This is a genomic window from uncultured Winogradskyella sp. (assembly GCF_947498005.1).
Lineage (GTDB): Bacteria > Bacteroidota > Bacteroidia > Flavobacteriales > Flavobacteriaceae > Winogradskyella.
The window spans coordinates 91,223-112,363 of sequence record NZ_CANMIW010000004.1; the positions used below are offsets into that span (position 1 = coordinate 91,223).

Consider the following 21,141-nt stretch of genomic DNA (forward strand, 5'->3'; position numbering starts at 1 on the left):
TTTACTAACTTAGTACAAGAGATTATTCCGATTAGATGAAAAAAATATTACTTAGTTGTATTGCTGTAGTTATGTTTGCTAGTGTATGTGCTGATGCGCATGTGTTCCAAAATGATTTTGCTATGGAATCTACTGTGAATAAAAATTATCATTTTCAAGACGGTAGTTTTAAAATTTCGCCTAATCCATCAAAAAATAGGTTAAATATTAAATTGCCAAAATATTCTGAAAACTTACTGTTAGAAGTATATGATGTTTTAGGTAAGCGAATTCATAAAAGTACAATTACGCGATTAGAATCTTCAATTGATGTTACTAACTGGAAAACAGGAATGTATTTGGTTAAAATCACTGGAGATAAACAAACCCAAACAAAACGGTTTGTAAAGCAATAAAAATAATTTAAAATAGAAAAGTTGTTTCAATCCTAGTTAAATTTAGGTGGAACAACTTTTTTTTTGATTTTTTTTAAGATTAAAAAGCGTAAAAAACTAAGATTCAAATAATTCAATCATAGCATTTTGACTTTTAATTAATTCAATATGATCTTCTAATTTAAAATCTGAAGAATTAAAACGAGATGATCTATTTCTTGATTGTTCTTGTCTAGCAATACTTCTTGCAAAACGCCTTACACCTTGTTTTGAGTCTAAAATTAAACCAGGAACTTTAGCATTTTTTCCGTCTTCGCCTTTAGCAACCATTGTAAAATATGAAGAATTGCAATGCTTAACGATACCTGTTTGTACGTTCTCAGATTCAACACGCAGCCCAATGACCATTGATGTATTTCCCGTATAATTAACAGAGGCTTTTAAGGTGACTAATTCGCCTACTTCAATAGGATTTAAAAAGTCAACCTTATTTACAGATGCCGTAACGCAGTAATTTCTTGAGTGTTTTGAGGCACATGCAAAAGCAATTTGATCCATTAGATTTAAAATATGACCACCATGTATTTTACCACTAAAATTAGAATGTGATGGTAACATTAGCTGAGTGATCGTAACCTGAGAGTCCTTTGCGTATTTATACATGAGTCTTACTTTAGTATTGGCCTGATGAGCCTATGATTGCCTAAATTAGTTATTTATTTTTCGTAAACTTAATCTCTCTTCTATTTTTAGTAAGTTCTAATATATTCTAAATTATAAAGTGATTTTAATAATTATTGCTATCGGAATTATAAAAATTACCATTGAGAATTTTAAACCACTTAATGAAGTAGAGGAACGTTATTCGTTTTCTTCTTCAACTTTAGTAATAAAATACTTAGTATCACCTAGCCAAAACATCGTCTTGTAACGCTCAAAATAATAAAGCTTTACAAATTTACCCTGTAATCTATTAAGGTCTTCAATCGCCTTTTCTTCGCCATCTTCAACAGAGAAGGTAAATGTTTGCGCATCGGAAACACCTTGGCTTATTTCGCCTTCCCAAGTTTTAAATATAACACCTTTGTTACTGAATTTAACCAATTTCCCTGCTCTTATACCTTCACTGTAATGTACAAAATACATGAAACAGAATATGCCAGCCGCTAATATTAAAAGGACAATAATTGATTTGATTAAAAATTTCATGATATTATATTTTTCTATAGTACTAAGCTTTCGCTTTTATTTATTTTAAAACTAAAGTTTTAAATCCTATTCTACTAATTATCTTCTTCTTCGGCTCGTTTTAAAATGGCTTCTGGAAGCGCCTTTTTCGCTTTGGCACCCATTTTTTTGAGTTTTTCAACGCTAGTGATTAAATTGCCTCTACCGTCAACTAACTTGTTCATTGCAGATGAATAGTCTGATTTTGCAGCATCAATCTTTTTTCCAACACCTGTTAAATCTTTTACTAAACCTTCAAATTTATCATAAAGAGCACCAGCTTGTCTTGCAATTTCAATAGCGTTTTGTTGTTGTTTTTCATTATTCCACATACTATCAATAGTACGTAGCGTAGCTAAAAGGGTAGAAGGTGTAACAATAACAATATTTTTTTCAAATGCTTTATTGTAAATGGTGTTATCCTCATTAACAACTATGGCAAAAGCGGGTTCTATGGGTATAAATAGAAGTACAAAATCTGGCGATTCTATATCGTATAAATCTTGATAGTTTTTATCAGAAAGTTGGTCAACATGTCTCTTAATTGAATTGACATGTGCTTTAAGAAAAGTTGATTTATCATTATCATCATCTGCATTAACCAAACGTTCGTAATCAGTTAAAGATACCTTAGAATCTATAATCATTTTTTTATTACCAGGTAAGTTTAAAACGACATCTGGTAAAACTCGAGAACCATTTTCTAGAGTAAAACTTTGCTGCACGAAATACTCTCTATCTTTTTCTAAGCCCGATTTTTCTAAAACACGTTCCAGAACTAATTCGCCCCAATTACCTTGCATTTTACTATCACCTTTTAGGGCTCTTGTAAGGTTGGTCGCTTCTTTTGTCATCTGCTGATTAAGATCTTTTAAGCCTAATAATTGCTCCTTTAAAGCAGAATGCATACTTATACTTTCCTTTTGTGTATCATCTACTTTTTTCTCAAAGGTTTTTATTTTTTCTTCAAGTGGGTTTAAAATGTTTTTTATGTTTTCTTTATTCTGAAGCGTAAATTTTTCTGATTTTTCTTCAAGGATTTTTGAAGCCATTAATTCAAAATCTTTTCGAAGTTGAATTTGTTGTTGTTCTAATTCGGCATCTCGTTTAAGGTTTTGTTCTTGTAGATTTTCGAATTCGGTATTACGTCTCGATAATTCTGTATTTAAAAAATCTTTTTCTTTCCTTATGTTTTCGCGTTCTGTTTCAATTTTAGAAATCGATTCTTTTAATTCATTAAGCGTTTGGTTGAAATATTGGTCTTGCTTTAGATTTTCAGATTCTGAGAATTGTTTGAAATCTTCAAATTGTTTTTGCAAATTAGTATTACGTTCTTCTAATGTACTTCTATCACTTTTGCCTTTTAATTGTGCGAATTTTAGACCTATAAAAGCGCCAATTGCGGCTGAAACAAAAATAGAAATGATAAGAATGATGGTGTCGTTCATGTTTTAAAAAAGATATTGTTCAAAGATAATCGATAAAGTGGACATTGAAGTTGAATTTTGAAAATGAAATGACTTAACTAGAATTCTTAAAGATTCTATTAGTTAATATGTGCATTAAAATTTAAGCCTATTGCGTAACTTTAAAACTTCCTGTATTGTTATCAAACGCGATTAAATCTTTTGGGAAAAGGGTTTCAAAAACGCCGTTTTTAATTAAATTACAAGGTTGCTCACAAACAACATGGTCTTGTTGCATCACAATCATGGTGTCGCATAGTTGTATGGCCAAATCAATTTCATGAGAAGAAAATAGGATAGTTTTACCCGTTTCTTTAGTTAATTTTTGAAGCAGTTTTAATATATATGCTTTATGATACATATCGAGATGAGTAGTGGGTTCATCTAAGATAATAATTGCGGTATCTTGAGCTAAAGCTCTTGCAATCATTACTTTTTGTAGTTGTCCATCACTTAGCTCATAGCACCTTCTGTTTTTTAAGTCCATAATGTTTACAAGTTGTAAAGCATTATTAATTATTGAGAGGTCGTTATCAGATAAATTACCAATCCAATTTGTATAAGGATGTCTTCCTAATGAAACCAACTCAAAAACGGAAAGGTTTTTAGATATTAATGGTTCTGTTAATACAATACTTAATTGCTTAGCTAGTTCTACAGGCGACGTAGTTTCTAAGAGTTGTTGATTGAGTTCTACTGTACCAGATAGAGTTGGTTGCACACCAATTAGTGTTCTTAAAAGGGTGGATTTACCAATGCCATTGGCACCAACTAAACCTATGAGATGCCCTTGTTGTAATTCGAAATTTATAGCGCTAGCAATAACGGTCTCCACTTTTTTGGTTTTATAACCAATGGAAAGTTGTTGCACTTGTAAAATGGTATTGCTATTTGATTTTGGCACTAATTCATTAAATTACTTGTAATATTATTGTCGTGACAGAGTGTAATATAGTGAATTGCCAACACAATCTGAATATTAGTATTAGCTAAATCAAAATCTAGCTTATTGTCTTCCATATAGCTAAGAATTGAAAAATGACTAAAATTTCCAGACTTCACAACTTTGTTATAGTAATCTTTTATCCTTAGATTATGTTTTGTGTTTTTAGCTAAAAACTCAATGTATTTGCCACCTTCTTTTGGGACAAGGTATTTGTATTCTGTATTGTTTCTATTTGATTTGGAATGTGTTTTGGTTTCCCAAATTTCATCAATTGTAGATTCTGAAACCGATTTAAATAGGTTTTCAATTTTTTTTGGCTCTACGCTAGAAAATCCTGTAGATTCTAATTTTTGAACTTTATTTCTAAATTGAAAGTGAAAATTATCATCTTTTAATCCCATGATGTCTTTAACGAAAAAGGATCGTATGGTTTCAAGATCTTTTAATTCTTCTTTTGCAAAGGTCGTTTGGAGTTCGGTAGTGGTTTTGTAAGATTTGCATCCAATTAATAATGTAATTGCACATGCTATTAGTAAGGGTTTAACAGTGTTCATCTTACAAAAACTTAGGGGAGTTTTTGTTTTCATGTTTTAATAGTTTAAAACATCATTTTCCGCTGTTTTACAAGTAACCAAATTACTACTGGTGCTCCTACTAACGCAGTAATCGCATTGATAGGTAAGGTATAGTCACTAGCAGGAACTTGAGCAATACTATCACAAATTAGCATTACTATAGCACCAAATAAAAACACAGCAGGCAATAATATTTTATGATTTGAGGTTTTAAATATTTGCCGAGTTAAATGCGGAATTGCCAATCCAATAAATGCTATAGGGCCAGCAAATGCGGTAACAGTTCCTGCAATTAAACTTGTGGCGAATATAATAACGAATCTGCTAGTTTTCAAAGATAATCCAAGGCTTTTTGCGTAGTTGTCTCCTAATAGCAAGGCATTCAGGCTTTTAGCCGACGCAATACTGAGGGTAATTCCTAAAGCGTAAATTCCGAAGAAAATGAGCAATTCTTCCCAGGATAAATTGCCTAAACTACCAAATCCCCAAAATATATATTGTTGTAATTGCTCAGCCGAACTAAAGTAAGAAAGCACACTCACAACTGCAGCTGTGATGCTACCAAACATTAAACCAATAATAAGAATTGCCATTGTATCTCTAATCTTACTAGAAACTGCTAATACTGACAAAAGCACTAAAAAACTACCTAAACTAGCAGCGATTACAATACTCCATTTTGAAATTAGAAGAGTCGCAAAAAGACCACCAAAGAGTCCAGAACCTAAAATAACAATAGCCACACCAAGACTGGCGCCAGAGCTAATACCTAAAACAAATGGTCCAGCCAATGGGTTTCTAAATAGCGTTTGCATTAGTAAACCTGAAATACCTAAACCAGAACCAACCATGACAGCATTAATGGCTTTGGGTAATCTAACTTTGGTAATTATAATTTCCCACGTAGCATTGTCAGACGAGCTAAAAAGGCCTTTAACAACTTCAGAAAATGGAATACTAATAGAACCTAAACTAATATTAGCCACAAAGCACAAAAGCAATAGTGCAATTAAAATAATAAAAGAATATGTATAGTTAGATTTCATTGATATTAGAGCACTCATGTTTTTTATCCAACAGTAATTTAAAACTACCTTATTGAATTAGTCTTTCAAAAAAATACGGTTGGTAATAAGTTAGTAATTCAGGATGTGTAATTTTTATTAAATCTTTTAAAACCAAATCTGGTCTTGCAGTACCTAATTCATAATATAGAACACCACCTGTTGTTCCTGTTTTATTTGAGAATGTATAAATGTTTTTATTTTTAAAGGCTTCAAAATTATTATAAAGAGCATTTGCTTTTTCTAACTGATCAAAACTTTTATAATAGGAAGGGCTCAGCCATATCTCTGCATCTTGGGCTTTGTCTAAAACAGTTTCAAAACTAAGTGCCAAACTTCCATTACCAGTCGTTTCACTCCATAAATAATTAACGTTAGCATCTTTTAAGAATTGAGCTTCAGGACTGGAACCATTTGGTAAATACCAAACATCTTTTTCTAAAGCACCACTCAAAATCGTAGGTTGATGCTGAGCGTTTTTTGCAATCTCTTTAGCTGAATTGTATTCTTTTTCAATGTTGTTGAATATAGAATCTGCTTCTTTTTCTTTATTAAATAAGGTGCCAAAAAGTTTAATCCATTCCGCTTTTGCTAATGCGGAACTTTCTGCCCAATCGCCATTGTATATTACCGGAATTCCTGCCTTTTTGATCACTTCAAAGGTTTTATTGACGCCATCTACACCAAATCCAATGACCAAATCAGGATTGAGTTCTAACAAAACCTCAGTGTTAATACCTTCATTTTTTCCTAATTCTCTAACTTTTTTGGCATCGATTAAAGCTCTTGTTTTTTTTGAAGATATATAATTTGTACCTGGAAAACCAACCAAATTCTGTTCTACTCCTAATAATTCTAAAGCCGGAATGTGCGTTGTAGATGTTACTACGATTTTGTTTATTTCGGTGTTGATAATAGCATCGAAATCTTTAGGTTTAATAGTATTTGAAGACTTGTTATTTGCAATTGCGTAAGAATAGGTCTTCTCAGAATTAGGCCATGGCTCTAAGATTTCAAGTACCTTATAGGAGTCAAAGTATGTTACAGAAAAACCTTTAGCATATTTTAGTTCTAATTTTTGTGTTTCAATTGTTGGAGAATTGTCTTGCTTTGGTTCATTTTTACATGAACTTACAAATAATAGTATAATTAAAATTTTAATATATTTCATTGGTAACAATTGTAACGTTTTGTTATTTGAGTTCTCATTAATTTTGATAAAAATTCTACCATGAGAGGCGATTCAAATTTAACACTATATATCGTTGCAGGAATAATCATAGCACATTTTTTAATCGGATTCATTTATCTTATCTACAAAATGAATAAGAAAAAGTAACATTTTATTAGAGTCACTTTGTATTAATAGACTACTTTTGCATTGAAAATTGGTTTCATTCTTAATTGAATGGATTAAAAGGGAATCTGGTGAGATACCAGAACTGTTCCCGCAACTGTAAGCTTAGTCACGTCGGTGATGCTTGTTATTAAACTTCTAGTCACTGTTCAATTAAGAATGGGAAGGCAAAATAACAAGACGTAAGTCAGGAGACCTGCCATTTTTTTAACAAAAAGTAAAACTTTCGGGATAAAAGTGATTGCGGTATGATACGTATAGTACTCTGTTTATTATTGCTATGTTTTTATAGCGTTGCTAAGGCACAAACGTCCACTGATTCTATTCAGCGCTTGGATGAAGTTGTGTTAAGTGATGTTAAACTGAAGCGTTATAACCAAGGCTATAAACTTACTGTCTTAAACGATTCTATTCTTAGAAAAAACGGAAATTCCTTAACTGATGTATTACGTTTTAATTCTAACATCTATTTCAAAGAGAATGGCTATGGTATGGTTTCTTCGGCTTCTTTTAGAGGAACCAATGCATCACAAACTGCTGTGATTTGGAATGGTATTAATATTAACTCTCCATTGCTTGGACAAGTAGATTTTAATACCATTTCTTCAGCTAATTACAATTCAATAAGTATAAGAAGTGGAGGAGGAAGTGTGCAATATGGAAGTGGAGCTATTGGAGGAAGTGTACATCTCTCTAATGATTCTGATTTTACAAAGCATATAAATCATAGGTTACAATTGGGTTACGGAAGTTATGAAACAGAGAATGCTAGTTATAATTTATCTTTTGGTAATAACAAATGGTCTGGTAGTGCTGGTGTTTCTTATATTAATACCGAAAATGATTATCGTATTCTGGGTACAGATGAGAAAAATGAAAATGGTGCTTTTAACAATTTAGATCTTAATTTCAATTTGGGTTATGTTTTATCTCAAAAGGATGTTTTAAAAGTATACCATCAGAATTTTAGAAGTGATAGAGCATTTTCTTCAACCTTATTAGCACCTTCTAATAGTAAATATGAAACTGAAGATTATCGTAGTATGTTAGAATGGGCTCATGTTAGTGACAATTTTACGTCCAGTTTAAAAACGGTTCATTTATTAGAAAAATTTAAATATTTTGAAAACAAAGATTTAAACAATTATTCTGAAGGTCAAGCAGAGACATGGCTCATTAAGCATCATTATAAACTTAATCTATCTAAACAAATGGCCTTGAGTGTTATTACAGATTACAGTTCTATTACAGCAGAAGGCAATAGTTATGTAGACCCAAAACGCTGTGCTTTTTCAGCTACGGCAATATTCAATCATCAATTTTCAACAAGGTTTAGGTACAACCTAAATATTAGAAAAGATGTGATTTCAGATTTTAAAAGCCCATTAGTTTTTGCTGGAGATTTAAGTTATAAAGTAGCGGAATCATATATGTTAAAGTTTAATGCATCTAAAAACTTTAGAGTACCAACATTTAATGATTTGTATTGGAATCCTGGTGGAAACTTAGACTTAGAACCAGAAGAGTCTTTTCAATTTGATTTAGGTCATCAACTCGAAATTTTAAAATCGTTACATTTAAAACTGAACACATTTTACATTGAAACTTCAGACCTCATTCAATGGCGACCAAATACTGAAACTAATTATTGGAATCCTGTAAATATTGCTAATGCAAAACATTATGGCTTAGAGGTGGAGCTTGGCTATATCAAAAAAATCAAAGCACATAACTTTAATTTAGTAACAATCTATTCTTATACAGAAACGGAAGACGTAGAGAAAAATCAGCCTTTATACTATGTGCCGCTCCATAAAGCAAATATAGCGTTATCATATAATTTTAAATCATTTACCGCTTATTACCAACACTTGTTCACTGGAGAGGTAGATATTATTGGTAGTTCATTAAATGGTTATGACGTTGGAAATATAGGCTGTTCTTATGAACTAAATAAATCCGGAAAATTAAATTATATCCTAGACTTAAAAGTTAATAACATTTATAACACTTATTACGAAAACGTAGCATTGCGACCAATGCCAAACAGAAATTTCAATATTAAACTAACACTTAAATTTTAAAACAAAATGATTTCAAAAAAAATTACTTTACTCTTTTTATCAGTAACCTTATTATTTACTTCGTGTAATAGTGACGATGATAATAATGGAAATGAATCTTTAGGCGATTACGAAAACGGAATAATTGTTTCAAACGAAGGTAATTTTGGACAAGGAAATGCCTCAATTACGTATACTTCTGATGATTTATCTATTATTGAAAATAATGTTTTTAGTGCTGTAAATGGTAGAGCTTTGGGAGATGTAGCTCAAAGTATAGCCTTCAATGATGATTTGGCGTATATCGTTTTAAACGTGTCTAATGCTATTGAAATTGTAAACCGTTACACTTTCGAATCTGTAGCAACCATAGATACTGGTTTAAATAACCCAAGACATATTGCTTTTGCAAATGGTAAAGGTTATGTTACAAATTGGGGAGATGGTGGTGTTGCTACTGATGATTATGTTGCTGTTATAGACGCTACAACGAACACAATGAGCTCACAATCTATTGCCGTAGAAGAAGGGCCAGAGAAAATAGTAGCAAACGGAAACACAGTTTACGTTGCACATCAAGGTGGTTATGGACAGAACAATGTTATTTCAGTTATAAATGCAGCTACAGATGTGGTGTCTACAACAATAACAGTAGGAGATGTACCAAATTCTTTAAGATTAGATAGTGATGGCGATTTATGGGTTTTAGCTGGTGGAACACCATCTTGGACAGGTAGTGAAACTGGTGGAAAATTATCTAAAATAGATAGTAGTGATTATTCTGTAACATCAATTGATTTTGCAGGTACAGAGCACCCAAGCTTTCTCGCATTAGAAAACGGAACACTTTACTATTATTTATCTGGTAGTGTTTATAAAATGGATGAAGATGATACAGTATTGCCAACATCAGCAGAAATTACTGGTTTAAGCTTTTACGGTATGGAAGTTAAAGATAATGTATTATATGGAGTTGATGCTTTAGATTACACAAGTAATGGTATGCTTTTATCATACAGCTTATCTTCTAACGAGGTTACAAACTTTGCTAACACAGGTATAATTCCTGGAGGTGTATATTTTAATTAAAATAACCCTTTAGAAAGACAAAAAGCCGCATTCTAAATTTAGAATGCGGCTTTTTTAGTTATATGTAACGTGTTTAATCAATATACATGTCTTGTTCTAAGGGTGTTATAATTTGCTTTACTTGTCTAAATTCATTAATTTCAATGGCTTGACCAGACGAACGATCAGCAGAAGTTATGTTTTGAATGGCTGCAGCTAAAAGCGGCTCGTTGACGTCTCCAAGAATCCCGAAATTAGTTGGTGACTCTGATAAGTCAATATTTGGAATTAAACCTGTATTTGGAACCAATTCATCATTTACATTGGTAGAATTTGCAATTAAAGGTTGTAAAGCATATGTATGACCAAGGTTGATGCCATCTGTTGAAAATAAGCCAGGAGAGTCATAAACGGTTTGAGAAGCTTGAGTTTTCCCTACAGTATTCTCGCCAATAACAATAACATCGATGTATGGACTAAGACTATTAATAACCAATTCGCTAGCAGAAGCTGTTCTTCTATTGGTAGTTAAAATATAGACTTTAGTTAGGTTAAGACTATTTATAGAGCCACCACCTGAGATAGAATTTGTAAATAAATAGTCTTCATTGTTGTTACTCAAATTGTCGTTATAAAATAATTTAGAATAGACAGAGCCCATAAATTGCCCTGTAACCATGCTACCTAAATATGCTGCTGTTTGTACAGAGCCACCTCCATTATATCTTAAATCTAATACCAATTCTGTAACACCAGCTGTGCTGAACTCTCCAAATGCGTCGTTTAAAGCGGAATTATAATTACTATTAAATGCATTGTACATTAAGTACCCAATATTAGTGCCATTAACTTGAATAACTTCAGACTTATGTACAGGATTTTCAGTGTAGGTTTCTTTAGATAAACTTACATTTTCGTTATTTAGCGTAATCGTATCGTCTTCAGTATCATTGGTTCCGTTGTTATTATAATCAGCAAAACCTAAGGTGTAATTATTTGATGATAAGAGGTCAGTATAATTACTAGAATTAAGGTTTTCTCCATTTACTGTCCTAAATATTTGACCGCGTTCTAAACCTAAATTAGAAGCTACACTATTATTTAAAACTAGAGTGATAGCACCATATATTTCAGAATCGCTACCTGGTACAAAATATAAATTGTATTCAATACCATTACTTATTGTAGTGCCTCCTAATAGATCTAATAACTGATTGTAATTACTATAAATTCTACTAAATCGATCTATAGTATTTGGCATATATTTTAAAGATTCAAATAATTCTTCTGGAGAGCTATAACTGTTGAGATAGTCGTTGTATTCTACATTAGTAGCAAACCTATCGTTAGCTAAATCTGGAATTTCAGGTTTGTACAAATAAACGGCATTCATTGCTTTCCAGACAAAATCACTAATTTCTACAGAAGTAGAAACGATGATATCATCATCTAAGTCGTCATAACAAGACGTGATACTAATTGTCGTGATAAATACAAGTAATAAGATTTTAATTTTCTTCATAATTCTTTTTCTTTTTTCAAATAGCAATTTTTTACATCTATGTCTATGTGTAAAACTCTAAATTTACTCACAATATTATAAAAAACATAAAATCTTTGTAACAAAAGATAAAGTGGTTCGTCGTAATATTGAAAGCGAGTAAAATTGCAATCATCAACCAATCAAAAAAATAATGAAACAGGCAGATTTTGTAAAAATCGTGATGCCCTTTAAGGATAAAGTTTTTCGTTTAGCGAAACGATTACTAATATCTCGTGAAGAAGCAGAAGATGCAACACAAGAAATACTGTTGAAATTATGGAAGAATAATAAAAAGATTGAAGACTATAAAAATGTGGAAGCGTTTTCTATGACTATGACCAAGAATTTTTGTTTGGATCGATTAAAATCTAAGCAAGCACAAAATTTAAAAATTGTTCATAGTAATTATACAGATGGTAACACATCATTACAGAAGCAAGTAGAAGCAAAAGATAGTGTGGATTGGGTTTCAAAAATAATGGAAGACCTACCAGAGCAACAAAAAATAATAGTGCAACTAAGAGATATTGAAGAATACGATTTTGCAGAAATAGCTAAAATGCTAGACATGAATGAAACTGCAATACGAGTGAATTTATCTAGAGCACGAAAAATAATAAGAGAAAAATTAACTAATACACATCAATATGGTATTAAATAATATAGAAAAATTAGTAGAAAAGTATAACAATGCTGAGACTACACTTAAAGAAGAGGCGCAATTAAAAGCCTATTTTTTAAGCGATGATGTAGCACCTCATTTAGAACATTACAAGCCAATGTTTCAATACTTTTCTAATGCGAAAAAAGAGCAGTACACTAAAGACGTTCCATTAAAGTCTAATAAAACACAATTGTATAAATGGATTTCTGTCGCAGCTGTGGCTGTTTTAATGCTTGGAATATTTATTCCTAATTGGAATAGTGGACCAAAAACGCTTTCGGAATATACACCAGAAGAGCAGAAATTATACTTAGAGACAAAGCAAGCGCTCGCCTTAATTTCTAATAATTTAAATCAAGGTTTGCAAGGAATGAATGCACTCGATATGGCAGGAGACAACTTAAACAGAGGTCTAGAAAAAGCCCATTATATTTCGGTGTATAGTAATACAACAAACAAATTATTAAAGAATTAAATTTTAAAAACAAGAAATCATGAAAAATTATAAATCATATTTAACAATGGGTAAAAAAACTATTTTAATAGCTGTACTAATGGTCTCAACATTAGCGTCATTTGGTCAGACATCAATAGACAAATTAGAAGATAATGAGAATATTACATCCTTTATTTTAAATCAAAAAATGTTCAGGATGTTGGCAACAATGGGAATGAACATTGAAGATGCTGAAGGGAAAGAGTATGTAGAAATGGTTAATAAAATCACAGGTTTAAAGGTGTTTACATCTGGTGATGAGTCTGCCTCAAAAGCTATGACAAGTACAGTGACGAGTTATTTAAAGTCTTCAAAATTAGAAGAGTTAATGCGTTTTAAAGATGGTGACCAAACGGTTAAGTTTTATGTAAGAGAGGGTAAAGATGAAAACCATGTAAAAGAGCTATTAATGTTTATGACAGGATTAAGTGACTTTACAGATGATGAAGGTGTAAAAATAAATGGTAAAGAATTTAAGTTCGAAACTGTCGTTATTTCTTTAACAGGTGAGATAGACTTAAGACAAATATCTAAGATTACAAGTCAAATGGATATTCCTGGTGGAGAACAACTTAATAAAGCAGGAGAAAATAAAGAATAAAGTTATGATACAATCAATCAAAAAATCAATGGTAGTGTTGCTTCTGATTACGGCTTTTACAAGCTGTAATCAAGGGCCAACATTGCAAACGTATTACGTAGATAATGAAGAAAAAGCTGGCTTTGCTTCATTTGATGTACCAACAAGTTTTATTAACGTAGAAAGCGTTGATATGACCGAAGAACAAAAGGAAGCATATAATTCAGTAGATAAGTTAAATGTATTGACTTATATGAAAGAAGATACCGATTCTGAAGTTTATAAGTTAGAACTAGAAAAGGTTAAAACGATTCTTGAAAACCCTAAATATGAAGAACTCATGCGTGGAGGAAATTCTAAAGATGGCAAATTTGTAGTGAAATTTTTAGGAGATGTAGAACGTATAGATGAGCTTATTGTATTTGGTAGTGCTAACAATAAAGGCTTTATGATTGCAAGAGTTTTAGGTGATGATATGCAACCAGGCGAATTAATGAAATTAGGTTCGGTTTTAGAAAAGGCAAATTATGATAGCACTGATCTTGTAGGTTTAAAAGAATTTTTCAAATAATAGCTTAATGAAATTTAAATAAACTGACTTTTATTTAAATGTTAATGTAAATCGTCTTGAAGCTTGTCTTCAGGACGATTTTTTTTTGAATCATTTTTTAAAGCAAAATTAACAGCTGCGAAGAACAATGCTCCAAATCCAAGGAAGATCAGAACCTGCACAATGAAATAGTCCAGAATATCGAATATACCAGCAAAGAAAAAGCTAAATGTAAGGACAGCTACACTAGCCAGAGCAATGCCGTTTTCTGTTTTAGGAATAAATTTCACAAATAAAATAATTAGATCCCAGTGTAATTACTAGGTGTAATAGCTTTTAATTCAGTTTTAATTTCGTCTGAAACCTCTAATGTATCAATAAAATTTGAGATTGAACTTTGTGTAATAGCTTCATTAGTTCTTGTTAACCCTTTCAACGCTTCATAAGGATTTGGATAACTTTCACGTCTTAATATGGTTTGAATTGCTTCTGCAACAACAGCCCAATTGTTTTCTAAATCTTGTGCAAATTTAGATTCGTTCAATAATAATTTGCCTAAACCTTTCATTGTAGATTTAAACCCAATTATAGTATGGCCAAATGGTACACCAACATTTCTTAGTACAGTACTATCTGTTAAATCACGTTGCAATCTAGATATTGGTAGTTTAGCAGAAAGGTGCTCAAAAATAGCATTTGCTATACCTAAATTACCTTCACTATTTTCAAAATCTATAGGATTTACTTTGTGTGGCATTGCAGAACTTCCTACTTCACCAGCTTTAATTTTTTGTTTAAAGTAATCCATAGACACATAAGTCCATATATCTCTATCTAAATCTATAATAATTGTATTTATGCGTTTTAATGCATCAAATAATGCAGCTGCATGATCGTAATGTTCTATTTGTGTGGTTGGGAAAGAATGTTGTAAACCCAATTTTTCTTGAACAAACTTAGTTCCAAATGCTTTCCAGTCAATAGAAGGGTAAGCCACTTTGTGAGCATTAAAATTACCGGTTGCACCACCGAATTTTGCAGCACTTGGTACATCATTTAATAAATTAAACTGTTCTTTAAGTCTTACCGCAAACACGCTAATTTCTTTACCTAAGCGTGTTGGCGAAGCTGGCTGACCATGTGTTCTGGCTAACATTGGTATCGCCTCCCAATCTTTAGCTAAACCTTCAATTTTCTCTAAAAGTGAAAAATATTCTGGTACATAAACATCGTTCATGGCATCCTTTATACTCAAAGGAATGGCTGTATTGTTTATGTCTTGAGACGTCAATCCAAAATGAATAAACTCTTTATATGATGATAAATCTAAAGCATCAAATTTCTCTTTAATAAAGTACTCAACTGCCTTTACATCATGGTTTGTTACTTTTTCTATTTCTTTTATTGCAGAAGCATCTGCTGCAGTAAAATTTTTATAGATGTTTCTTAATGCTTCAAATAGTGAATGATTAACAGACTCTAATTGAGGTAATGGCAACTCACATAGTGCAATAAAGTATTCTATTTCTACTAAAACACGATATTTTATAAGTGCTTCTTCAGAAAAGTAGTCTTTTAATTTTTCGACTTTAGATCTATATCTTCCATCGATTGGAGAAATTGCATTAAGAGGAGAAAGTGCCATTTGAGTTGATTTTTTAGAAGCATCAAATATAATAAAGTTAGTTGGAAGAATGAATTATTCTTTGGTCTTTAGCGGTTACTTTTTGTAATATATTAATTGATGGCAAGCGGCGAAATTACTTTTTAATTTTCTTTAAGATATGTCTCGCTCTAGCTTTAAAAGCAGCACTTTGTATGTGAAAATCCCGTTCTAAAATAATGACTAATTCTGGGTGAACCCAATTGTATTCAGTTCCTAATAAATATAAGCTAATCATGCTGTAAGCTTTTGGTGCAACTTTTTCGTCATTGATTAGCCAATCAAAACAGGTTTCAATAATTTTTTCTTTGTGCTGTGCTGTTAAGCTTTGTTTTATTTTGGATTCTTCTTTTCCGTAATAAGTTTTTGCAATAAGCTCACAAACTTTTGCTACTGGTCTTACGGCAGAATCTAAATGAACTTTAGAAATATTTTCTGTGAATACATCTAAATGCGGAATGATGGCTTCTACTTTTTTACTACACATAAACTCAAAAACCCAAGCTGCTCTGCACGAGGTTTTGTCATTTACATCAAAAAGAATGTCTAAAAGCGGTTTAACCAATTCAGGATTGTCTATAACGAGGTTTGCATATTTCAATCGTTTTTCTCGCGAATGATTTACATAACTTAATTCTTTATAGAGTTCTGCCTTGGTCAATAGAAAATGATTAATTTAGAGGTCTAAAATTAATCAAATATGAAGATTTTCAAAAAAATAGTTCTCTTACTTTTAGTAGTATTTATAATTGCACAATTTTTTGGACCAGAAAAAAACGATGGCGATTTTACATCAGTTAATGCGTTTTATGCCGATACAAATCCACCAGAGGAAGTGAAATTAATTTTAGAAACTGCTTGTAATGATTGCCATAGCGACAGTACACGATATCCTTGGTACAATAATATAACTCCCGTAAATTATTGGTTAGCAGATCACATAGAGCATGGTACAAAACATTTAAATTTTTCTAAATGGAACGACTATGATGATAAGAGAAAAGATCATAAACTCGATGAGCTAATAGAAATGGTAGAAGACAAAGAGATGCCATTAGATAGCTATACTTGGGCACATGGTGAGGCAAAATTATCACAAGAGCAAATAGACGCTGTTATTTCTTGGGCTAAGTATGTGCGTTTAAAATATGCTTTTACAGAAGATCCTCAGTAAGAAGTCTAATTCCATATAAACTTAACTTTCACAAGTGATTAGGAAATTGTGATTCTGTTTAGTTGCATCTAATTTCTAAAAGGATGCTGAACTGAGTTGAGCAATGAGGTTGTAGTTATAATTTTTCATGAAAAAGAAATTATTAGTTATCGGTTTTGTTTGGCCAGAGCCTAAAAGTTCTGCGGCTGGTAGTCGTATGCTTCAATTAATAGTACAATTTCAGCAACAAGGCTATGACGTTGTATTTGCATCTGCGGCGAAAACTTCAGATAATACATTTGATTTAAGTTCTATTAAGGTTGAAACTCAGCCGATACTACTTAACGACTCATCTTTTGATCTGTTTATTAAAAATTTAGATCCAGACATTGTGTTGTTCGATCGTTTTATGACTGAAGAACAATATGGATGGCGTGTTGCTGAACAATGCCCAAAAGCACTACGCTTATTAGATACAGAAGATTTTCATGGGTTACGAAAGGCTAGGGAAGCGGCTTTAAAACGCAATGAAAGGGTTTCTACTCAGCATATGCAGAATGATATTACCAAACGCGAAATTGCCAGTATTTATCGATGTGATTTAAGTTTAATGATTTCTGAAGTTGAAATAGAAATCTTGAAACAGCAATTTAATATTGATGAAAGCTTATTGTATTATTTACCATTTTTGTTAGCTCCTATTCCACAGGAAGCTATAAATCTGTTGCCAAAATTTGAAGCGCGACAACATTTTATTACCATCGGGAATTTTCTGCATGCACCCAACTATGATGCAGTCTTGTATTTGAAACAGACAATTTGGCCATTAATTAGAAAACAATTACCGAAAGCAGAATTACATATTTATGGTGCTTACGAATCTCAGAAAGTAACCCAACTCAATAATAATAATAAGGAAGGTTTTTTAATTAAAGGATTTGCTGAAGATGTAAATGAGGTGATGAGACATGCTAAAATTTGTTTAGCCTCATTGCGGTTTGGTGCTGGTTTAAAAGGAAAACTAGTTGATGCTATGCAAAATGGAACACCAGCTGTTATGACTACTATTGCTGCAGAAGGTATGTTTGGAAATTCTAAACCCAATGGATTTATAGAGGATACACCAGAAGCGTTTGCAAAACAAGCCGTTGAACTTTATAACAACGTTGAAGCATGGCAGCAGAAACAACAAAATGGATTTAAAGTTTTAAACCAACGTTTTAATAATTTAGCTTTTGAAGCTGATTTTTTAACTCATATTAAAACACTATCTAATGATTTAAAGACTCATCGTGAATTGAATTTTATTGGTCAATTATTGATGCATCAAACCATGCAAAGCACCAAGTATATGAGTAAGTGGATAGAGGCTAAGAATAGTTGATCTTTTGACTTTGGATTAATTATGATTCGATGATATAAAAGTTTTTCAATGTCTTATATCATGTGTTAGCAACTGGCTTTATTCTGCAAAATTGCTAGCATTGGCGTTTAAGCTCTTTTAAATTTGTGAGGAACGAGCAAACTTTAATTGTACTTGAACTTACGTTTGCTTAATTCCTGAGTCTTTTTTTCTTTAGTTTATTTCGTATTTCAGTTAACCTTACTAAATCATCATTACTAACACCTAAAGTAGGGTTTAGTATGTTATAATCGTTCTGTATTAATACTTCTTCAATGTTCGATTTATTTTCAAAATTAGAAGTGAAATTTCCGAATTGAGCATTGTCGATTTCATTATAAGGAATTGGTAATTTCTTAAACTCACTAGGTATAAGTTCTAAAACTCCACCACCATAATATCTTCCTTCTAATTCAGATAGAAGTAGCGTTAAAGTGTTGTAAAACGAATAAATAAAACTATTTAAGTCATAACCATTTCTCATTCCAACTTTATAAGCTGAATCTGTAACAAGTGCATCAGAATTATTCTTTAATAGTTTTGGGTATAAATGACTTCTTTTAAAGAAAAAAGCATCTGGTTTTTCTGAAATGTTTGGAATAACATACCAATTATTCCTAATTCTACATTTGTATCTGTCAGGTATTTCTTCTGTCTCTCCAATGTCTAAATATTCTCTTAATCTCTTAGAGATTTTGTCATTGTTATTTAACTGTAAAAGTCTAGTTGGTTTGTTTTTTTGTTCAAGTTTTTTAATATCTTCTTCACTAAATACAACACTACCATTTACAAAAAAACCTTTTTGAATAATTGATTTTGTGTATTTTGATAAATTATACCGTTTTTCAGTTTCTTTATCAATAATAAAAAACTTATTTGCAGCAGTTACAATTCCAGGTTTTGATTCGGAATAATCATTGACTGTTTTAAGTTGTTTCTTTAAATTTTCGATAAAAGTCAGTTCATCAGAAGTTAAAAAATGATGCGTCCATTTCACTTTTGATTCAACTAATAGATTATTGTTTTTTAGAATAAAATTGTTTTGTTCTAACTTTTCTTTTGATGAAATATTGGTAAAAAACTCTCCTTTTTGCTCTGCTTTTTTATACGCAAATAGAACAACTGTGTCTTGTCCTTTACATTCAAACATAAGGTCATTGAACGTGAAAATTTCAATTCTTTCAAATTCTTTTTTTAAGTATTCACGAATTTCTTCAGCAAATTTGACTTGCAATAATTCAGAAGGAAGGACAAATGCTAAAATTCCATTATTGACTAATAACGTATTTGCTTTTACTAAAAATGTAGTCCAAATGTTTTTTACAGAAGCTTCTGTAAGGTTTTCGTTTGTATGTATTTCTCTAATTAATTCAATTTGTTTTTCTTTAAGTAAATTTTTCTTTACATAAGGCGGATTTCCAATAACTGCTGAAAATTTATTTAAAGCTGAATATTCTAAAAAATCTGTTTTTATAAATGAAGCAGTTTTTTTATTCCATTTATCAGAAGCAGTATTTAATTCAACTTCATTAATGTCCAATGCGGTTAATTTGATGTTTATGTTTTCTTCTTTTTCTAATTCAGAAATAAAAGCACCATTACCAACACTTGGCTCCAAAATAGACATACGGGTTCTGTCCTCAAAATGAGATAATACTCTTTTTGAGATAAAACTCGCCAAGTATTGTGGCGTGTAATATGAGCCTGTATTTTTTTGGTTAGTCATTATCTTTCTGTAAATCCTTTACTTTTTGTCTAAATTGAAATAATAAGTTTGTTATTTTATCCTTTGTTTGCGTGTTTTTAATTTTAGGATATTTAACCTCAAGTACATCTAAAGTCGCATCTATTTTTTCCAATTGCCATATCAACGAGTGTCTTTTTAAACCTAAATGTAAATTTTTGTGAATCCATTTAGCCAAATCTGATTGAGGTATTATTTTTCCTTCGGCATCTCTAATGAAAAGTAAATCATATTCTTTAGAATAAGGACTTACAAAACCTTCTATACCGTTATTGTCAATATTTCTGTCTTTTGTTGGCCACTTAGCTCTTTTGGAGTTATTACAATATCTACAAGAATAAATAAGATTCCAATATTCTTTTATCTCATCTTCTGTCAAATATCCTTTAGGTATATAATGGTCTACTTCATAAAATGTATTTCGCCAAACATCATTATCATTACAGTAGCCACATTTATTTCTGAAATTTTTTTCTAACGTTGGTTTATGAAGTTGATATTTAGAGACAACAGTTAAAACCTCTTCTTTAATTGGTGGTTCTTCTCTAAACTTATTCATTCTCAGATTTTATTTCATTTAAAATTTCTTCTGCAAGCTTTGTCATTTTACTAATATCTTCAAAGCCACTTGGTTTTTTCCAACCACTAGGTATTTTAGATTTAGAGCTTAAAGAATGTTCTAAAAAGTCATCTAGTTCTATCATTCTATCACGCTCAATATCATTTATTTCTTCAGAACGTTCTTTTTCTATTAAATCATAAAGTTCATCTTCACTTTCTTTTATTCTCTTATAATATTTATCTGTATAATTTTTAAGCTTATTAATTAATTCTTCACCTTCTTGAGATTCAGGATTTATTGCTCTTTTAGATATTATTCTAAAATCATCAATATTTTCTTGAGAAGCATCTGGAACTAGATTGGTTAATATGAAAGCTGGAAATTTATATTTTTCAGATAATAATTTATTAAGAACAATATTACCGTTAAAACTTAATCTTGGATGGTCTATAAGTTTATAATCTATTGCAACACAATCTAATTTTTGCTCAATTATTTGCTCAATTATTTCATCTTCGCTATCAACTTCTAGAGAAAGTTCCACACATTCAAAATTGTAAACATTATTATCTTCAAAATGAGCAATAGATTTTATTCTATCTTTCTCGGTTTCATCTATTATTCCTAATTTATATTTTTCCATA

General features: G+C 31.2%; 23 protein-coding genes and 1 riboswitch. Of the genes, 9 read left to right on the top strand and 14 right to left on the bottom strand.

The features are described from left to right. The first annotated feature begins 35 nt into the window (after nucleotides 1-35). Nucleotides 36-395, top strand: a complete 360-nt coding sequence (locus Q0891_RS08600; RefSeq protein ID WP_299100762.1) for a T9SS type A sorting domain-containing protein — start codon at nucleotides 36-38, stop codon at nucleotides 393-395. Between the two features lie 96 nt (nucleotides 396-491). On the opposite strand, the gene Q0891_RS08605 is transcribed toward Q0891_RS08600, so the two are convergent. The 7 genes from Q0891_RS08605 to Q0891_RS08635 form a co-directional block, all read right to left on the bottom strand. Next, complete coding sequence (locus tag Q0891_RS08605) at nucleotides 492-1,037, bottom strand: acyl-CoA thioesterase (RefSeq protein ID WP_299100764.1); 546 nt, start codon at nucleotides 1,035-1,037, stop codon at nucleotides 492-494. 198 nt (nucleotides 1,038-1,235) lie between these two features. Continuing rightward, a complete protein-coding gene (locus Q0891_RS08610) occupies nucleotides 1,236-1,583 on the bottom strand; it encodes a 6-phosphogluconate dehydrogenase (RefSeq protein WP_299100766.1) in 348 nt (115 codons plus the stop codon). A 74-nt stretch (nucleotides 1,584-1,657) separates the two neighbouring features. Then, entirely contained in the window at nucleotides 1,658-3,049 is a 1,392-nt protein-coding gene (gene rmuC, locus Q0891_RS08615) for a DNA recombination protein RmuC (protein ID WP_299100768.1), read from the bottom strand. A gap of 127 nt (nucleotides 3,050-3,176) precedes the next feature. Further along, a complete protein-coding gene (locus Q0891_RS08620; protein ID WP_299100770.1) occupies nucleotides 3,177-3,971 on the bottom strand; it encodes an ABC transporter ATP-binding protein in 795 nt (264 codons plus the stop codon). Beyond that, entirely contained in the window at nucleotides 3,971-4,567 is a 597-nt protein-coding gene (locus Q0891_RS08625) for a hypothetical protein (protein WP_299100772.1), read from the bottom strand. The genes Q0891_RS08620 and Q0891_RS08625 overlap by 1 nt, the downstream gene beginning before the upstream one ends. 44 nt (nucleotides 4,568-4,611) lie before the next feature. After that, a complete protein-coding gene (locus tag Q0891_RS08630; protein WP_299100774.1) occupies nucleotides 4,612-5,652 on the bottom strand; it encodes an iron ABC transporter permease in 1,041 nt (346 codons plus the stop codon). Between the two features lie 31 nt (nucleotides 5,653-5,683). Further along, on the bottom strand, nucleotides 5,684-6,823 hold the full coding sequence (locus Q0891_RS08635) for an ABC transporter substrate-binding protein (protein WP_299100776.1): 1,140 nt from the start codon (nucleotides 6,821-6,823) through the stop codon (nucleotides 5,684-5,686). 201 nt (nucleotides 6,824-7,024) lie between these two features. Beyond that, nucleotides 7,025-7,228: riboswitch (cobalamin riboswitch) on the top strand. Nucleotides 7,229-7,257: 29 nt separating this feature from the next. Between Q0891_RS08635 and Q0891_RS08640 the strand changes: the two genes are divergently transcribed. Together Q0891_RS08640 and Q0891_RS08645 are read left to right on the top strand one after the other, a co-directional pair. Then, the gene (locus tag Q0891_RS08640; RefSeq protein ID WP_299100778.1) at nucleotides 7,258-9,093 is read left to right on the top strand and encodes a TonB-dependent siderophore receptor; all 1,836 of its coding nucleotides are present in this window, start codon (nucleotides 7,258-7,260) and stop codon (nucleotides 9,091-9,093) included. A gap of 6 nt (nucleotides 9,094-9,099) precedes the next feature. Continuing rightward, a complete protein-coding gene (locus Q0891_RS08645) occupies nucleotides 9,100-10,161 on the top strand; it encodes a YncE family protein (protein WP_299100780.1) in 1,062 nt (353 codons plus the stop codon). Nucleotides 10,162-10,234: 73 nt separating this feature from the next. Here the strand turns inward: Q0891_RS08645 and Q0891_RS08650 are convergent, their stop codons facing one another. Next, nucleotides 10,235-11,662: a S41 family peptidase gene (locus tag Q0891_RS08650; protein WP_299100782.1), complete on the bottom strand. Its 1,428-nt coding sequence runs from the start codon at nucleotides 11,660-11,662 to the stop codon at nucleotides 10,235-10,237. A 172-nt stretch (nucleotides 11,663-11,834) separates the two neighbouring features. Here Q0891_RS08650 and Q0891_RS08655 point away from each other — a divergent pair, with 172 nt between their 5' ends. From Q0891_RS08655 to Q0891_RS08670, 4 genes are read left to right on the top strand one after another with little or no spacing between them, the layout of a single operon-like run. Further along, on the top strand, nucleotides 11,835-12,344 hold the full coding sequence (locus Q0891_RS08655; protein WP_299100784.1) for an RNA polymerase sigma factor: 510 nt from the start codon (nucleotides 11,835-11,837) through the stop codon (nucleotides 12,342-12,344). After that, a complete protein-coding gene (locus Q0891_RS08660) occupies nucleotides 12,331-12,822 on the top strand; it encodes a hypothetical protein (protein ID WP_299100785.1) in 492 nt (163 codons plus the stop codon). The genes Q0891_RS08655 and Q0891_RS08660 overlap by 14 nt, the downstream gene beginning before the upstream one ends. 19 nt (nucleotides 12,823-12,841) lie before the next feature. Further along, nucleotides 12,842-13,444, top strand: a complete 603-nt coding sequence (locus tag Q0891_RS08665) for a DUF4252 domain-containing protein (RefSeq protein WP_299100787.1) — start codon at nucleotides 12,842-12,844, stop codon at nucleotides 13,442-13,444. A gap of 4 nt (nucleotides 13,445-13,448) precedes the next feature. Continuing rightward, nucleotides 13,449-13,994, top strand: a complete 546-nt coding sequence (locus Q0891_RS08670) for a DUF4252 domain-containing protein (RefSeq protein WP_299100789.1) — start codon at nucleotides 13,449-13,451, stop codon at nucleotides 13,992-13,994. A gap of 41 nt (nucleotides 13,995-14,035) precedes the next feature. On the opposite strand, the gene Q0891_RS08675 is transcribed toward Q0891_RS08670, so the two are convergent. From Q0891_RS08675 to Q0891_RS08685, 3 genes are all read right to left on the bottom strand, one after another. Continuing rightward, nucleotides 14,036-14,263, bottom strand: a complete 228-nt coding sequence (locus Q0891_RS08675) for a hypothetical protein (RefSeq protein WP_299100790.1) — start codon at nucleotides 14,261-14,263, stop codon at nucleotides 14,036-14,038. A gap of 11 nt (nucleotides 14,264-14,274) precedes the next feature. Beyond that, nucleotides 14,275-15,618 (bottom strand): adenylosuccinate lyase, encoded by a 1,344-nt coding sequence (purB, locus tag Q0891_RS08680; RefSeq protein ID WP_299100791.1) that lies wholly within the window; start codon nucleotides 15,616-15,618, stop codon nucleotides 14,275-14,277. Between the two features lie 115 nt (nucleotides 15,619-15,733). Further along, complete coding sequence (locus tag Q0891_RS08685) at nucleotides 15,734-16,297, bottom strand: adenylosuccinate lyase (RefSeq protein ID WP_299100792.1); 564 nt, start codon at nucleotides 16,295-16,297, stop codon at nucleotides 15,734-15,736. 39 nt (nucleotides 16,298-16,336) lie between these two features. Here Q0891_RS08685 and Q0891_RS08690 point away from each other — a divergent pair, with 39 nt between their 5' ends. Beyond that, the gene (locus Q0891_RS08690) at nucleotides 16,337-16,810 is read left to right on the top strand and encodes a heme-binding domain-containing protein (RefSeq protein ID WP_299100793.1); all 474 of its coding nucleotides are present in this window, start codon (nucleotides 16,337-16,339) and stop codon (nucleotides 16,808-16,810) included. 127 nt (nucleotides 16,811-16,937) lie between these two features. Further along, the gene (locus Q0891_RS08695; protein WP_299100794.1) at nucleotides 16,938-18,173 is read left to right on the top strand and encodes a glycosyltransferase; all 1,236 of its coding nucleotides are present in this window, start codon (nucleotides 16,938-16,940) and stop codon (nucleotides 18,171-18,173) included. A 169-nt stretch (nucleotides 18,174-18,342) separates the two neighbouring features. Here Q0891_RS08695 and Q0891_RS08700 read toward each other — a convergent pair whose 3' ends face one another. The 3 genes from Q0891_RS08700 to Q0891_RS08710 are packed head-to-tail and all read right to left on the bottom strand — an operon-like array spanning nucleotide 18,343 to nucleotide 21,140. Beyond that, the gene (locus tag Q0891_RS08700) at nucleotides 18,343-19,917 is read right to left on the bottom strand and encodes an Eco57I restriction-modification methylase domain-containing protein (RefSeq protein ID WP_299100795.1); all 1,575 of its coding nucleotides are present in this window, start codon (nucleotides 19,915-19,917) and stop codon (nucleotides 18,343-18,345) included. Next, complete coding sequence (locus tag Q0891_RS08705) at nucleotides 19,910-20,494, bottom strand: HNH endonuclease signature motif containing protein (protein WP_299100796.1); 585 nt, start codon at nucleotides 20,492-20,494, stop codon at nucleotides 19,910-19,912. The genes Q0891_RS08700 and Q0891_RS08705 overlap by 8 nt, the downstream gene beginning before the upstream one ends. Beyond that, on the bottom strand, nucleotides 20,487-21,140 hold the full coding sequence (locus tag Q0891_RS08710) for a hypothetical protein (protein ID WP_299100797.1): 654 nt from the start codon (nucleotides 21,138-21,140) through the stop codon (nucleotides 20,487-20,489). The genes Q0891_RS08705 and Q0891_RS08710 overlap by 8 nt, the downstream gene beginning before the upstream one ends. Between the last annotated feature and the right edge of the window lies 1 nt (nucleotide 21,141).